This window comes from Parafrankia discariae (genome assembly GCF_000373365.1).
Classification (GTDB): domain Bacteria; phylum Actinomycetota; class Actinomycetes; order Frankiales; family Frankiaceae; genus Parafrankia; species Parafrankia discariae.
On record NZ_KB891244.1, the window covers coordinates 1 to 15,424 of the forward strand.

12 protein-coding genes are annotated in these 15,424 nt (G+C 71.9%); 8 read left to right on the forward strand and 4 right to left on the reverse strand.

Going from position 1 to position 15,424, the window contains the following annotated elements:
- Positions 1–596 precede the first annotated feature (596 nt).
- Complete coding sequence (locus B056_RS0126100) at positions 597–860, reverse strand: hypothetical protein (protein ID WP_018504800.1); 264 nt, start codon at positions 858–860, stop codon at positions 597–599.
- Between the two features lie 347 nt (positions 861–1,207).
- On the opposite strand from B056_RS0126100, the gene B056_RS38030 reads away from it, so the two are divergent.
- Entirely contained in the window at positions 1,208–1,774 is a 567-nt protein-coding gene (locus B056_RS38030) for an SAM-dependent methyltransferase (protein ID WP_076784776.1), read from the forward strand.
- Complete coding sequence (locus B056_RS0126110) at positions 1,771–2,544, forward strand: tyrosine-protein phosphatase (RefSeq protein WP_018504802.1); 774 nt, start codon at positions 1,771–1,773, stop codon at positions 2,542–2,544. Before B056_RS38030 ends, B056_RS0126110 begins: the two co-directional genes overlap by 4 nt.
- A gap of 28 nt (positions 2,545–2,572) precedes the next feature.
- On the opposite strand, the gene B056_RS0126115 is transcribed toward B056_RS0126110, so the two are convergent.
- Together B056_RS0126115 and B056_RS0126120 are read right to left on the reverse strand one after the other, a co-directional pair.
- On the reverse strand, positions 2,573–3,046 hold the full coding sequence (locus B056_RS0126115; RefSeq protein ID WP_018504803.1) for a hypothetical protein: 474 nt from the start codon (positions 3,044–3,046) through the stop codon (positions 2,573–2,575).
- Between the two features lie 253 nt (positions 3,047–3,299).
- The gene (locus tag B056_RS0126120; RefSeq protein WP_230203195.1) at positions 3,300–4,031 is read right to left on the reverse strand and encodes a hypothetical protein; all 732 of its coding nucleotides are present in this window, start codon (positions 4,029–4,031) and stop codon (positions 3,300–3,302) included.
- A gap of 1,714 nt (positions 4,032–5,745) precedes the next feature.
- Here B056_RS0126120 and B056_RS0126125 point away from each other — a divergent pair.
- The 3 genes from B056_RS0126125 to B056_RS0126135 all read left to right on the forward strand — a co-directional run bounded on the left by B056_RS0126125 (position 5,746) and on the right by B056_RS0126135 (position 10,638).
- A complete protein-coding gene (locus B056_RS0126125; protein ID WP_084647248.1) occupies positions 5,746–7,659 on the forward strand; it encodes an ABC transporter ATP-binding protein in 1,914 nt (637 codons plus the stop codon).
- Positions 7,652–9,502 (forward strand): ABC transporter ATP-binding protein, encoded by a 1,851-nt coding sequence (locus B056_RS0126130; protein ID WP_018504806.1) that lies wholly within the window; start codon positions 7,652–7,654, stop codon positions 9,500–9,502. The genes B056_RS0126125 and B056_RS0126130 overlap by 8 nt, the downstream gene beginning before the upstream one ends.
- 68 nt (positions 9,503–9,570) lie before the next feature.
- Positions 9,571–10,638, forward strand: a complete 1,068-nt coding sequence (locus B056_RS0126135; protein WP_035752862.1) for an LLM class flavin-dependent oxidoreductase — start codon at positions 9,571–9,573, stop codon at positions 10,636–10,638.
- A 46-nt stretch (positions 10,639–10,684) separates the two neighbouring features.
- On the opposite strand, the gene B056_RS0126140 is transcribed toward B056_RS0126135, so the two are convergent.
- On the reverse strand, positions 10,685–12,067 hold the full coding sequence (locus tag B056_RS0126140; protein WP_026240165.1) for a phosphoribosyltransferase family protein: 1,383 nt from the start codon (positions 12,065–12,067) through the stop codon (positions 10,685–10,687).
- Between the two features lie 270 nt (positions 12,068–12,337).
- Between B056_RS0126140 and B056_RS43090 the strand changes: the two genes are divergently transcribed.
- The 3 genes from B056_RS43090 (at position 12,338) to B056_RS0126155 (ending at position 15,379) form a co-directional block, all read left to right on the forward strand.
- Complete coding sequence (locus tag B056_RS43090) at positions 12,338–12,490, forward strand: hypothetical protein (protein WP_018504809.1); 153 nt, start codon at positions 12,338–12,340, stop codon at positions 12,488–12,490.
- 77 nt (positions 12,491–12,567) lie between these two features.
- On the forward strand, positions 12,568–14,262 hold the full coding sequence (locus B056_RS0126150; RefSeq protein WP_026240166.1) for a class I SAM-dependent DNA methyltransferase: 1,695 nt from the start codon (positions 12,568–12,570) through the stop codon (positions 14,260–14,262).
- Positions 14,255–15,379, forward strand: a complete 1,125-nt coding sequence (locus tag B056_RS0126155; RefSeq protein WP_018504811.1) for a restriction endonuclease subunit S — start codon at positions 14,255–14,257, stop codon at positions 15,377–15,379. Before B056_RS0126150 ends, B056_RS0126155 begins: the two co-directional genes overlap by 8 nt.
- Positions 15,380–15,424: the final 45 nt, after the last annotated feature.

Here is a 15,424-nt window from a genome sequence, read left to right on the forward strand (position 1 = left end):
CAGCTACCTCCCAGCCAACGACAACAACCTCCGGTACCTGTCCTTTGACGGAACTTCCTGGGGCACGGACGCCCCCATCCCCAACAGCCAGTCGGCGGCTGGCCCGGCTCTGGCCGTCTTCAACAACAAGCTGTACTCCGTGCANCGCGGCGGCAACGACGCCAACCTGTGGTACGCATCCTTCGACGGAACCAGCTGGACCGCGGACAACCCGGTTTCCAACTACCAGCTGGCGGCTGGCCCGGCCGTGGCCGTCTTCAACGGCAAGCTGTACTGCACCTACCTCCCAGCCAACTGACTGATATCTGGCTGCCGTCCGGTTCCTGCGTGGTCAGTGCTGTTTGAGGATTTCGCGGGTCAAGTAGATCGAGGCGGTTCGCAGCGTCGAGCGTCCGTCGATGTGATCTGTGAGTTCTCCGTCTGGTTCGCGAGTCGACGCTCAACGGCGTTGTGTGGTTAAGACGTGCGGTGCGGGTTGCGACGCGCCCGGCAAGCACGGCCGCGCAGGCGGTCAGGCCCGCACCGCGCCTTGATCCAGCCGGACTCCCTCATGCCGGGCTGCCTCGCCCGACGCTGGCAGTCCGCGTGGCCACGTCTTAACGGGACCTCCCGCGCCGCCCAAGGATGATCAACCTCTTCGTCGCGCTGACGAGCGTGACGAAGAGGAGGAAGCTCACCCCGAGAGCCGCCTGCATCCCCAGCCGGACCCGAGACTCTGGCGACGTGGCGACGCTGAGACGTCCGATGGCAATCAGCAGGACGAAGACGAGGACAGCGATCAGCAGCACCGCGCCGATCGGCGTGGCGGGGTCTTGGAATCGACGCTGAAGCTGCTGGGCCGCGGCTTGGTCCTTGTTCACCCGCGGGGACCGGCACGGCGGACACGGGCGGGGACGGTGCCGGACGTCGGCGGACGTCGGCGGACCGACGCCCCGCGACACGGCCAGGGCGCAGGACGCCCGCGATGCCAAGTCGGACGGTGATGACGCCGAAGCGGTGGCGCGCTGGGTAGCCGAGACGCTTTCGGAGGCCCCGCCTGCCCGCCAGCGGTCGCCGCTCTCATCGCGGGCGTGCTCGTCCGGCGACCGTCCGCCGCCTAATCTCCCGAGCCGCGGGCCACCGTCGTCTACGCGCCCAGAACACCGAACCGACATGCGCGCCGATCGTTGCTCACGGCCGCTCCGGCATGCGGATACCACCTCTCGCCATGTGTAACCAAGGGGTGGTACCGATCGTCCTGGCACACGCCCGCGCCCTGTTCACCGGCACGGCGGCGGGCCGGACCGCCTACCTCGACGCCGACCTGCGCGACCCCGAGGCGATCCTGGCCTCCGCCGAGCTGCGCGGCATCCTCGACCTCACCCGCCCGGTCGCCCTCTCACTGATCGCGATCCTGCACTTCTTCCCGGACGCCGACGACCCCGCCGCGATCGTGCGGCGGCTCACCGACGCGCTGCCCGCCGGCAGCTTTCTGATCATCAGCCACGGCACCGGGGACATCGCGCCCGAGGCGACCCGGCGGGTGGCGGGCGTCTACAACCAGCGCGGCATCCCCTTCCGGACCCGTAGCCGGGCCGAGGTGACCGCGCTCGTCCCGCCCGGCCTGGAACTGGCCGAGCCGGGCCTGGGGCTGCTGCACCGCTGGCGTCCCGACACCGACCCGCAGCAGTGGGCGGACGAGGACATCAGCGCCTACGCGCTGGTCGCCCGCAAGCCCCAGCCCGACAGTTCGTTTGCTCGCGGTTCACCGGGCCGCCGTAGTGTCAGCCGGTGACCGCCTCGCAGGAAGTACCCCGTTGGATCGAGCTCACCGGCGCCCACAACGTCCGGGACGTCGGCGGGTTACCCGCGGCCCGGGGGACCGTCCGCCCCGGGGTGCTGCTGCGCGGGGACAACCTCGACAGTCTGACCACCGACGACATCGCGCTGCTGCGGGACAGGGTGGGCCTGCGCGGCGTCGTGGACCTGCGCGCGCCGTTCGAGAGCCCGCGGCCCGCCGAGTGGTTCCCCCAGCTGGGCATCACCTGGCTGCACGAGCCGCTGATGGACTTCACCGGGCTCAGCGACCCGAAGGCGCTGCGGGACCGGATCAGTGGCGACTACGCCAGGTTCTACGCGCTGATGCTCAAGAACGCCGGCCCGGGGCTGGTCCGCATCCTGGACTTCCTCGTCTCCGGTGAGCGCACTCCGGCGCTGGTGCACTGCGCCGCGGGCAAGGACCGCACCGGCATCACGACGGCCGTCCTGCTCGCCGCCGCCGGTGTCGAGCGTGCCGCGATCGTCGCGGACTACCTCGCCACCGAACAACGGATCCAGCGGGTCCGGGACGCATTGAGCCGGCGGCCGGAGTACAGCCACCTGTCCGAGGGCCGGTCGGCGCCGCGCGGCATCGGGGGCGCGGTCCTCGTCGACCCGAACGCCATCGCCAGCGTGCTCGACACGATCGACGCCGCCCCCGGCGGCCCGGCCGGGTACCTCACCGCCAACGGCGCGACCGCCGAGCAGATCGGCCGCTGGCAGGAGATGATCATCGAACCGCGCTGACGGGACGGCGCCGCCCGACGGCCGACCCTCAGGGCAGTTCCATCGTCTGCGCCCGGCGGAGCTCGTCGAAGACGCGGGCCAGTTCGGCGTCCAGCGGGACGCCGAGCCGCCGGATCAGGTCGCTGACCACCGCCGAGCAGGCGATCGGGAGCACCTCGGCGTCGACCGGCGGCCCGTCCTCCTCGTGCACCGACAGCACGCCGGTGAGCACGACGGCGACCGGGTAGGCGTCCAGGCCCGGCAGCCAGGCCGCCGCCGACCGCAGGACGTCCGCCAGCAGCGCGCGCAGGTCGGCCGCGTCGAGCCCGTCGGGGAAGGCCTGCTCGATCAGCCCCAGGGTCAGCCCGTGCAGGACGTCGCGAACCTGTAGTTCGTCGACGGTCCGCAGCCGCGAGCACGCCTCGCGCAGCGCGTCCGGGTCCCGTGCGGTGACGGCCGCGACGGCCGCGGTCACCTCGCGGCTGATCGCGCGCCCGGACGGTGGGAGCCCGGCCGGCGTCATGCGCCCTCGGCGCGGGAATGACCAGGCCGCCGTGCCGTGTCTCGCATGCCGCCATGGTGACTCACCAGCGCGCCGGTCGGGTGCGGGGGCGTGGCAGCACGCCTTGGGACGAGCGCGACCGCCTGCCGAGGTTCAGACCGTGTTGAGTCGACCTCCCCCCCAGCGGCTCCGGACTGGTGGGTCGTCAGGTCCCCCCTTCGCCTCCAAACAGCCGGCGCGCGATGCCGTCATTCGTCATCGTTTCTCCTCCGTTCTAGTTCGTCCCGGCTACCGGAGTCCGGGCGATGACCCACTCGTAGCGCCTTCCCTGCGGATTTGGATCATGCCAGTCCACCACCCATTCACCGGTACTCGAACGTGTCGGAGAAGAAGTCGTTCCGTATCCGTTCCGTTCGCTTACCCGAGGCTTGAACGCGGAATCCGTGAATACGAAGGTGATGCGGAAGTCGACCATGGGGGATCTGCCGTCGGACGGCATCGTGTCGTGCCAGACGAGACGGTCGTGGCCAGTCTCGCGAAGCTCCCGCCACAGGCCGCGTGGACGGTACTGGAACCGCCATACGGTGGGCTTGGTCAACGTCGGGGTGAAGATCAACCATATCTGCAGGTACTCGCGGTTCCGCATCGGTCGAGGCCGGACAAGCACCGGGCCGTCGTCGCTCTCGTCCACGGCGCAGGTGAACTCGATGTCGCGGAGGTGATCGGGTCGTCGCCAGTGATAGGGCATGACCGGTCGGATGATCCGGTTGACGACCTGTGGATTCGGTCTGACCCGCACCTCCTCCTGGACGCGGTCACCCTCGTCCGAGCAGCCAACTATGATCTTGACCTGGACGGACTCCTCGTTGGGTGCCGACTGTCGGGTGACGACGTCCTCGATATCCCGGATGAGCTCCTCCGCCGAGACGAGGTCGTTCTCGCGGGAGAGCCGGTAGTAGGTGCCGAGCAGATAGATCAGGTAGACGGCCGCGATGCCGGCCACCACCCGAAGAACGACCTGCGCCGTGCCCGCGGTCCAGCCGCCCAGTGCGCTCGCGCCCGTTCCGACCGTGAAAAGGAAGACGACGGCGTCCTGGAACCGGGTCCAGGAGCCTCTCCGCTCGTTCCTGCTCACTTGTCATACACCTCTTGCTCGAAAAGGTGACTTCATCAACACGACGAGGCGCGGTCGATGTGCTCATGCCCGACAGCGGATGCATCCGGATCGCTGCGCAACCGGTACTGTCGGTGACTGTCATTGGGCTGGGCTGGATCGGTTCCAGTGTCGAAGCTCCTGCTCACGGGAGTGGCAGGCAGTCGCTGCGGGGTAATGCTCTCCATCTGGGTTCACCGAGGGTAATTGTTCTTGCACGATGGGAGTTCTCTGGGGCAGAATTGACCGGTACCGCGCGGCTGGAATTCAGGGTCGCGTGGTCGGGGGGAATTGGGGGAGACCGGGATGACGAGGGCAGTGCAGATACCAGCAACCTCAAACGGAGAGCCGGCCGCCACGTCCTCCCGTAGCGGTGGTGAGGGTGGCCAGGCTTCGTTCGTGGATGTCGAAGCATTCATTGACGGATCCGAACCGCCGAGGGGCGAGGAGCGAGCGGACTCCAGAATCCCGTTCGGGGGGCGACTCCCGGCTGGAGCCTTCCTTTTCGCGGCCGCGCTGGTCGGGGTATTTCTCGTCATGCTCGTGGTGACACCGCTCAACCACTGAGGCACCGCTCAACCACGGAGTCGGCGATCGACCTTAGCGGGTCGCCGGGGGTGGATCGCATCCGTCGTCAGTGGGGAAACGGGGGCGCCGGCCGTCCAGGTCCGCGATTAGTCCCTGTGGGACCACGACATATGTCGTGGTTGGCGTCGGGCGGGCGGAGAAGCGTGGTGGTCCTCTTTCCGGGCCAAGGTAAGGGCGCCGGGTTCCTTGCTCGGATGCCCTCACGGGCGAGACTTGCAGCGTCGCGTCGACCACAGGTCGCACCTGTCCACCCCCATACGGCCGTGCCCAGAATACCCATCTGGCCGTCAACGGCAAGTGACCGTCGATCGTGCCGGTCGGATCCCTGCGGTGCTCACCTCCTCAGGGTGCAATCTGGTCTTGACCGGCGCTCCGTCAAACGTCCAACGGTTTGTGACGGCCTGGTTTCATATCGTGTGCGAGTCGGATGGCGGCGCGAATTGAGTTTCGGGCCGCGAAGGCGGCGCTGCTTTGTGGCCAGGCAACCTCGGCCGTGTCGTCCTGGGCGGCCTGCTGTTTCCGTCTTGGGCTGTCGTGCGATCTGACGGTGCGCACACGCTGGGCATGTGGCCCCTTCCTGGTCCCCGAAAGGCCGTGCCAACCATCCCCGGCGCGGTTCGTCGGCGCCGCGACGGCGGTGACCGCCGCGACGACCGCGGGTGCCTCGAGATTGATGGGCCCCGGCCGGGCGGCGGGGGACCGGCGTCGACACCCGGCCGGGGCCGGGTGTCGCGACCAGGCGGTATCCGGACTGATGTGCTGTGACGCACGGCACATCCTGACGGGCTGCCCGCGGGCCTGAGGTCGGGTCGGGCGGGTTCGAGGTCCGTCGGGCGCCGATCTATCTCAATTCGTGATTGGTTCGATCTCGGGCGCGCGCTGGACGACGCCGCCATTCTTCACCATTCTGGTGAACATACGTAGGAATCTGGACGGGGAAGCGCGCGGCGGGGCGACGCTGTGGCCGGGGCTGCGCACGATGCTGGACGGCTCGCTCGCCCACCCGCGGCCGGCCCTGATCGCCACCGTCGTCGGCATCGTCAACGGGACCACCATGATCCTGGGCGCGGCCGCCATCGGCTGGGCCACCGACGAGCTGATCGTCCCGGCCCTCGCCGGCGGCCATGTCGGCCGCGCCGCCTGGTGGATCGCCGTGGGCGCGATCCTCGGCGTCTCCACGCTGCGCTGGATGACCATCGTCATCCGTGGCATCGCGACCGGGTACGTACAGTACGGCTCGCAGGCGCGGGTCCGCCGCTCCGTGGTCGGCCGGTATCTCGACCTCGACCTGGCCTGGCACCGCCGGCACCCGCCCGGACGGCTGCTGGCCACCGCGGTGTCCGACGTGGACGCGCTGTGGTTCCCGATGACGTTCTTCTACTTCGCGCTCGGCATGGTCGTCATGCTGGTCGTCGCGATCGTCCAGCTCTTCGGGCACGACACCGCGCTCGGGCTGGTCGGGGTCGGCCTCATCGGTTCCGTCCTCGGCCTGAACCTGCTCTACCAGCGTCTGCTCAGCCCGCGCGCCCGGGCGGTGCAGGACAGCCGGGGCGAGTTCGGCGCGCTCGCCCTGGAGAGCATCGAAGGCGGCCAGGTCGTCCGGACCCTCGGCATCGCCGGCCGCGAGCGGGCCCGGGTCGGTGCCGCGGCGCTGCGGCTGCGCGCGGCCAACACCGCGGCCGGCGATCTGAGCTCGGTGTTCGACCCGGTACTGGAAGTGCTGCCGACCGTCGCGGTCCTGGCCGTCCTCGTCGTCGGCTCGCGCCGGGTCGAGACCGGCGACCTCAACGTCGGCGTGCTCGTCGAGGTCGTCTACCTGCTGCTCACCATCTCCATCCCGCTCAACGTGATCGGCCGCTTCCTGGGGATGCTGCCGGTCTCGGCGGCCGGCCGTACCCGCGTCGCCGCCGTGCTCGAGGCCGCCGAGACCACCGCGTACGGAGACCGCGCCCTGACCGGCGACGCCGTTGCCGACCCGCGCGCACCGGCTCCGCGCGCATCGGAACGGCAGGTCAACGCTCCGCCCGTGCCCGTGCCCGTGCCCGTGCCCGTGCCCGTGCCCGTGCCCGTGCCCGTGCCCGTGCCCGTGCTGGGGCTGGGGCTGGGGTTGCGGGCGCGGGGCGTCGGGCTCGTCCGCGGCGGGACGCGCATTCTCGCGGCCGTCGACCTGGAGGTGCGCCCCGGCGAGATCGTCGCCCTCGTCGGGCCGACCGGCTCGGGCAAGACGACCCTGGTCGAGCTGCTCAGCCGCCAGGACGACCCCACCGACGGCGTCGTCGAGATCGGCGGGGTCCACGCCACCGACCTCGCCCGCGGGGAGATCTCCGCCCGGCTGGCCGTCGTCGGGCAGACCCCCTGGCTGTTCAACGGCAGCGTCCACGCCAACCTGCAGCTCGATGGCCATCCCCGAGAACGGCGTCCCTACACCTCCGGCGAGATCTGGCGGGCGCTGGCCGCCGCCGGCGCCGACGACGTCGTCCGCGACCTGCCCGACGGCCTCGACACCCGGGTCGGTGAGCGCGGCGCCCGGCTCTCCGGCGGCCAGCGGCAGCGGCTGTGCCTGGCCCGCGCGCTGCTGCGCGAACCCGGCGTGCTGCTCCTCGACGACGCGACCTCGGCCCTCGACCCCGCGGTGGAACGCCGGGTGCTGGGCGGGCTGGCCGAGTTGCGCGGGCGGACGACGGTGCTGATCGTCGGCGGACGTCCCAGTTCGGTGGCGGTCGCCGACCGGGTCGCGTTCCTGCGCGCCGGGCGGCTCGTCGCCGTCGGCACCCACCGGGAGCTGCTGGGCACCGAACCCGACTACCGCCGGATCCTCGGCGCCTACGGCGCGAACAGTGCCCACGGCGCCCACGGCGCGGAGACGGACGCGGCGGGCGTGGACGATGAGTGACAGCGGCCTCGCCGACCTCGGACGCGCCCGGGCCCGGGAACTGGGCCGGCTGATCGCCGCCACCACCCCCGTCCTCACCGCCGGCCTGCCGTTCACCCTGCTGCTGGCGTTCGTCGCCGGCGGCGGCCGGATCGTGACACCGCTGACCGTCCAGTACGCCCTGGACCACGGGCTGCTCGAACCGCACGAGGGGACCGCCGGTGTGGTGGCCCGGGCCGCCGGTGCCGGTGCCGCGGCGACCGTCACGGCGGTCCTCGCCTCCTGGTGGCTGAACCGCCGGATCTACCGGCGCACCGAGGCCGCGCTCGCCGAGCTGCGCGCGGCCGGCGTCGCGCGCATCCACGAGATGGCCGCGGAGACGTTCGCGCGCACCGGCGGCGCCGACCTCGTCAGCCGGCTCACCGGCGACGTCGACGCCGTCACGATGTTCGTGCAGAACGGCGGCGTCACGCTGCTCGTCAACGTCACCCAGATGATCATCGCCGGTGTGCTGATCGCGGTGTACTCCTGGCAGCTGGCGGTGCCCGTGCTGGCGACGGCGGTGCTGCTGTTCGTCGCGATGCGCCGCGTGCAGACGCTGGTCGCGCGCCGGTTCACCGTCGTCCGAGAGAGCGTGTCCGCCCTGCAGTCCACCGTGGGCGAGGCCGTCACCGGGATCGGCGTCATCCGCTCGACCGGCACCGAGGCCCGCAGCCGCGCCCTGGTCTCCGACGCCGTCGAGCACACGGCGTCGGCGCAGCGCCGGACCCTCGTCCCGCTGCACTTCAACACCGCCTTCGGCGAGATCGCCATCTCGTTCGTCACCGTGGTGGTGATCGTCGCGGGGATCCGCTGGTCGACCGCCCACACCCGATGGGAGCCGACGCTGCACCTGTCGGCCGGTGAGCTGGTGGCGATGCTCCTGCTCGTCACCTTCTTCGTCCGGCCGCTGCAGATGCTGGTCCAGATGCTCGGCGAGGCCCAGAACGCCGTCGTGGGCTGGCGCCGCGCGCTGGAGATCCTCGCCACCCCGTCCGGGGTGGTCGAGGGCGGGGACGCCCGCGAGCTGCCCGCCGGGCCGGTCGCCGTCGACCTGCGCGACGTCGCCGCCGCCTACGGGGACGGCCCGCTCGTGCTGCGGGAGCTGACCGTCGGCATCGCCGCGGGCGAGCATGTCGCCGTCGTCGGCGAGACCGGTTCGGGCAAGAGCACGTTCGCCCGACTGCTGACCAGGCAGATCACCCCACGCCACGGCCGTGTCCTGCTCGGCGGCCTGCCGGCCGGGCAGGTGTCGGACCTGTCGTTCCAGCGCCGGGTCGCGGTCGTCCCGCAGGACCCGTTCCTGTTCGACGCCACGATCGCCGACAACATCCTCGCCGGGGTCCGCGGCGACGCCGGGGCGCTCGACGAGATCATCGACTCGCTCGGCCTGCGGCCGTGGATCGCCACCCTGCCCGACGGCCTCGACACCCGCGTCGGCACCCGCGGCGACCGGCTCTCCGCCGGTGAGCGTCAGCTCGTCGCCCTCGCCCGCACCGCCCTGGTCGACCCCGACCTGCTCGTCCTCGACGAGGCGACCAGCGGCGTCGACCCCGCCACCGACGTCCGGGTGCAGCACGCGCTCGGCGCGCTCACCGTCGGGCGCACCACGGTCTCGATCGCGCACCGCATGGTGACGGCCGAGCGCGCCGACCGCGTCCTCGTCTTCGACCACGGGCGCCTCGTCCAGAGCGGGCGTCACGACGAGCTCGTCGGTGTCCCCGGCCACTACGCCCGGCTGCACGCCGCCTGGGTCGAGCACACCGCCGGCGGCGACGAGCGCCACCAGACCCTCCTCCACCACAACGACGGGAGCACCCCGTGACGACCTCCACCGCCAACCACACCGCCGCCAGCCACACCGCCGTCAACGACACCGCCGTCAACGACACCATCGCCGCCGGGCACACCGCCGCCACGGCCGCGGGGGAGACGCGCCGGCTCCGGCTCGGCTTCAACTCCCGCATCGCCTTCCCGGCCGGGCACGCCGCCGAGGGGCTGCGGGACGGCATCGAGCTGTTCCGGGTGGCCGAACAGCTCGGCTACGACACCGGGTGGGTCTACCAGCGTCACTTCGACAACTACCTCGCGTCGCCGATGGTGTTCCACGCCGCTGTCGCACAGCACACCGAGCGCATCGGCCTCGGCACCGCCATCATCGGCGCCCGCTACGAGGATCCCGTGCTGCTCGCCGAGGCCGCCGGCACCGCCGACCTGCTCAGCGGCGGACGTCTGCAGCTCGGCCTCGGCACCGGCCAGGGCGGCTACGACCACATCTTCGGCCAGGAGCCGAACGACGGGCGGGACCAGTCCCAGGCCCGCCTCGCGACGTTCCTGCGGGGCATCCGCGGCGAGAAGCTCGGCGAGGTGACCGACCCCGCCGGGCTCGTCGCCGCGGGCACCGAGCTGTTCGTCCGCCCGACCAGCCCCACCCTGCCGGACCGGGTCTGGTACGGCGGCGGCTCGGTGGCCTCCGCCGAACGGGTCGGCCGCCAGGGCCTGCGCCTGCTGCTCAGCACCATCCTGCACGGCCAGATCGACGACTACGGCGCCGAGCTGGCCCGCGCCATCGAGGCCTACCGCGCCGCCTACACCGGAACCACCCCGGCGCGGGCCGCCGTCGCGCGCTCCGTGCTGCCCGCCACGTCCCCGGAGCTCGCCCGCGTCTACGCGGCCTACGACGAGGAGCGGCGCACCCAGGGGCCGGCGGCCTCACGCCCGCGGGGCGCCCTGACCCCCGTGGCGGCCCCGCCCGCCCGGTTCACGATGAGCCCCGTGCACCACGGTGACCCGTCCGCCGTCGTCGACCAGCTGCTCGCCGACCCGAGCGTCGCGCTCGGCGACGAACTCATCGCCTTCCTGCCTCCCGCCTTCGGCCTGCGGGAGAACCTCCGCCTCCTCGAGGACATCGCCGAAACCGTCGCCCCCCACCTCGGCTGGGCGTCGGCGACGCCGTCGTGATCGGCGAAAGGCGTGCGTGAGGCCGGCGAGGCTCGTCCTACCGGGGTCAGCCGCGGTGCGTGACCAGGGCCAGGTGGTGGGCGAACCAGTCACGGGCGAGCACGGCCACCGCCTCCAGCGCACCGGGTTCGGTGAACAGGTGGGTGGCCCGCGGGACCACCGCCAGCCGGTTCTCGCACCGCAGGCGGGCCTGGGCCTGCCGGTTGAGGTCGAGGACGAGATCATCGTGTTCGCCCACGACGAGCAGGGTCGGGGCCGCCACCGCGGCCAGTCTCGACGCGGCCAGGTCGGGCCGCCCGCCGCGGGAGACGACGGCGGCGACGCGGGACCCCGGTTCGGCCGCGGCCCACAGCGCGGCGGCGGCTCCGGTGCTGGCCCCGAAGTAGCCGACCGGGAGGTGGGACACGCTCGGCTGGCCGCGCAGCCAGCCGGTGACGTCCACGAGGCGGTGGGCGAGCAGGCCGATGTCGAACACGTTGGCCCGGTCGACCTCCTCGGCGGGGGTGAGCAGGTCGAACAGCAGGGTGGCGAGCCCGGCGGCGCCCAGGACCTCGGCCACGTACCGGTTGCGGGGGCTGTGTCGGCCGCTGCCGCTGCCGTGGACGAAGACGACCAGGCCGTCGGCCCCCTCCGGAACCATGAGATGCCCGGCCAGCCGGACCGGGACGGCGGGAATGTCGACCTCCACCTCGCGGCCCGGTGGGTCGGGATCGCGCCCTGGTGGGTCGGGCACCGCGTCCGGCGCCGCCGCCCCGTGCGCCCCGTGCGGCGCGGCCACCGGTACCGGCGGCACGGCGACCGCCGCCCTGCGCAGCAGGTCCGTCACCTCGTCGTCGGGTGTCTGGGCGAAGTCGGCGTAGAACATGCCGATGGCGAAGAACCGCTCCGGCGTGTGCAGGCACACGACCTCGTCGGCGTCCCGGCGCAGCCAGCCGATCCGGTCCGGTGGCGCCACGGGAGCGGCCAGCACGACCCGGGCGGCGCCGGCGGCGCGGACCGCCTGGCAGGCGGCGGACGCGGTCGCCCCGGTGGCGATCCCGTCGTCCACCACGACCACGGTGCGGCCGGCGAGCGGAACGCGTGGCCGGGCGCCCCGGAACCGGCGGATCCGGCGGTCCAGCTCCAGCCGTTCGTGGGCCTCGACCGCGGCCAGCTCGTCCGGGCCGATGTCGGCCAGCAGCCGCGTCTCGGCGTTGACGACCCGCACGTCCCCTTCGGCGATGGCGCCCATCGCGAGCTCGGGCTGGAAGGGGACGCCGAGCTTGCGGACCAGAATGACGTCCAGCGGGGCACCCAGCGCCTGCGCGATCTGGTAGGCGACGGGAACACCGCCGCGGGGGAGCCCGACAACCACGACGTCCTGCCCGCGTAGATACGTCAGCCTCCGGCCGAGCTGCCGGCCCGCGTCCATGCGATCACGAAAAAGCACCTCACACCGCCCATCCACCGAGCGACATCCCTGACCGGGCCGCGACCGGCGGCTTAGGGAGCGCTCCGCGTCGAGGAGCACCTCACGTCCTCCTCGTGCCCTGAGTCCCCGTCGTCCGAACGTCTCGGCGACGAGCCGCTCGGTGGCGTCCCGTGCCGGTGTTCCCCGGCGGAGTGGACGTGCCCGAATCCGAGGGCGAACCGACGAGCCTGCTCCTCGCGTGGGAAGGGGCCGACGCGGTCTGGATCATCGACGCCGCCGAGCCACGTCGTGATCTACGCGATCTCCGGCCGCGACTTCTCCGCCGGCGAGGGCCTCGACCCGGACGTCGCGGCGGCCGCCCGGACGGTGGCCGCCCGGACGGTGGCCGCCGCGGTCCGCGCCGGGACGGCGAACCATGCCGCACCGCCGTCGACGGGCTGACCGACGGCACGCTTACCCTGATCGACGCCCCGAGCCCGATCCTCTGAACGACCTGTTCCACGATCGCGAGGAGATCCATGCCCCCACGGAAGAAGTCCGCTCAGGCCGGACCGCCCACCATGGCCCAGTTGCGCGAGACGCTGTGGAAGACGGCCGACAAGCTGCGTGGCTCGATGGACGCCGCCCAGTACAAGGACTTCGTCCTCGGCCTGATCTTCCTCAAGTACGTCTCGGACGCGTTCGCCGAGCGGCGCGAGCGGATCCGGCGGGATGCACTCGCCGACGGGATCGACGAGTCCCGGGTCGAGGAGTTCCTTGAGGACGTGGCCGAGTACGCCGGGCAGGGTGTGTTCTGGGTGCCGGGGCAGGCCCGGTGGGAGCACATCGCGGCGAACGCGAGAAGCGCCGGTATCGGGGAACTGCTGAACGCGGCGATGGAGGCCGTGATGAGGACGAACCCGGCGCTCACCGGTGTCCTCCCACAGATCTTCAACGGAGAGGGCGTCGACCAGCACCGGCTCGGCGAGCTCGTCGACCTGCTCGGTGACGCCCGCTTCACCGGCCACCGGTCGACCGCGCGGCCCGCGTCCACGCCTGCCGGCGAGGACGGTGCGCTTTTCGGTGAATCCGTCACCGGAGTTCCGACGGAAGCGGCGACCCGGCCGGCGCGGGACGTGCTGGGGGAGGTGTACGAGTATTTTCTGGAGAGGTTCGCCCGCGCCGAGGGCAGGCGCGGCGGTGAGTTCTACACCCCGGCCAGCGTGGTGCGGTTGCTTGTCGATGTGCTGGAACCCTACGAGGGCCGGGTGTACGACCCGTGCTGCGGTTCGGGCGGCATGTTCGTCCAGGCGGAGAAGTTCGTCGTCGCGCACCGAGGGCTCACCCACTCCGGCGACATCGCCGTCTACGGCCAGGAGTCGAACGAACGGACCTGGCGGCTGGCGAAGATGAACCTCGCCATCCACGGGATCACCGGTGATCTGAGCGCCCGGTGGGACGACACCCTCCGCAACGACCGGCATCCGGACCTGCGGGCCGACTTCATCCTGGCGAACCCGCCCTTCAACATGTCCGACTGGGCACGCGCCGTCGACGACCAGCGCTGGCGGTACGGGACCCCGCCGACCGGCAACGCGAACTTCGCCTGGCTGCAGCACATCATCGCCAAACTGGGCTCCCGCGGGACCGCCGGCGTGGTGATGGCGAACGGCTCGATGTCGTCGAAACAGTCCGGCGAGGGCGAGATCCGCGCCGCGCTGGTCGAGGCGGACCTGGTGGCCTGCATGATCGCGCTGCCGCCGCAGCTGTTCCGCACCACCCAGATCCCCGCCTGCCTGTGGTTCCTCGCGAAGGACAAGGGCCAGCTGGGCACCCGCCGGCTCACCGGACGGCGCGGCGAGACGCTGTTCATCGACGCCCGCGACATGGGTTCGATGATCGACCGCACCGAGCGCGTCCTCACCGACGGTGACCTTGAGAAGATCACCGACACCTACCGCGCCTGGCGTGGCGCGGAGTCGGCCCGCGACAAGGGCCTGGCCTACGAGAACATTCCCGGCTTCTGCTATTCGGCCTCCACCGAGGAGATCCGCACCCACGACCACGTCCTGACCCCGGGCCGCTACGTAGGCGCCGCCGAAGCCGACATCTCCAACGACGAGCCGGTGGCCGAGAGGATCGAGCGCCTCGCCAAGGAACTCTTCGTCCACTTCGAAGAGTCCGCTCGGCTGGAAAAGGAAGTTCGCAGCCAACTGGAGCGCCTCGATGCCTGAATGGCGGCGCATCTCCCTCGCTGACCTGGTTCGGCTGCGGCGGGGATTCGACCTGCCGGCGCCGGAACGCCGGGCCGGTCGTTTTCCGGTGGTCGGTTCCGCCGGGGTCAGCGGGTGGCACGACCGGGGGCCGATCGCCGGGCCTGGGATCACTCTCGGGCGCAGCGGTTCGTCAATCGGCACGGTGACGTACGTGCCGTCTGACTACTGGCCGTTGAACACCGTGCTGTTCGTCGAGGACTTCCAGGGCAACGATCCGCGTTTTCTCTACTTCCTGCTACGGACGATCGACTTCGCCCGGTTCAACTCGGGGAGCGCGCAGCCGTCACTCAACCGCAACTACATCGCCGCCGTCGAGCTGCGCGCGCCGGAGCATCCCGAGCAGCGGGCGATCGCGGCGGTGCTGGGCGCCCTCGACGACAAGATCGCGCTGAATCGGCGTCTCGCCGCGACCGCCCGCGAGCTCGCCGAGGCCCGGTACGCGGCGGCGACGCGCGGGCCGGGCCGCCGGGAGCTCAGGCTCGGTGACCTGGTCGAGACGCTGACCCGGGGGATCACACCCCGGTACACGGCGGACGACGCCGCCCTCGTCGTGCTCAACCAGAAGTGCGTGCGCGCCGGCCGGGTCGACCTCGCTCCGTCCCGCGGGACGGAGCCGGCCGCGGTCCCCGCCGCGAAGCGGCTGCGGGCGGACGACGTCCTGGTCAACTCGACGGGCACCGGCACCCTGGGCCGGGTGGCGAGGTGGGTGCATGCGACGCGGGCGACCGTCGACTCGCATGTCACCGTCGTCCGGTTCGCGCCGGACCGGTTGGACCCGGTGTGCGGGGCGTTCGCCCTGCTGGCCGCGCAGCCGAGGATCACCTTGCTGGGCGAGGGCAGCACCGGCCAGACCGAGCTGAGCAGGGCCAAGCTGAACGACCTGGTCATCGTGGTGCCGGCGGCCGAGCGGTGTGCCGGGATCGGCGCCGAGCTGGCGGCGCTGGACGCGCGCGGTGAGGCGGCGCACGCGGAGTCGGCGGCGCTGGCCCGGCTGCGGGACGCGCTGTCGCCGAAGCTGATGTCCGGGGAGGTCCGGGTCCGGGACGCGGAGCGGACCATGGAGAGCATGCTGTGACGGAGGAGGAGCGGGTCCGCCGGCGTCGGCGGCGGCGACCCGCTG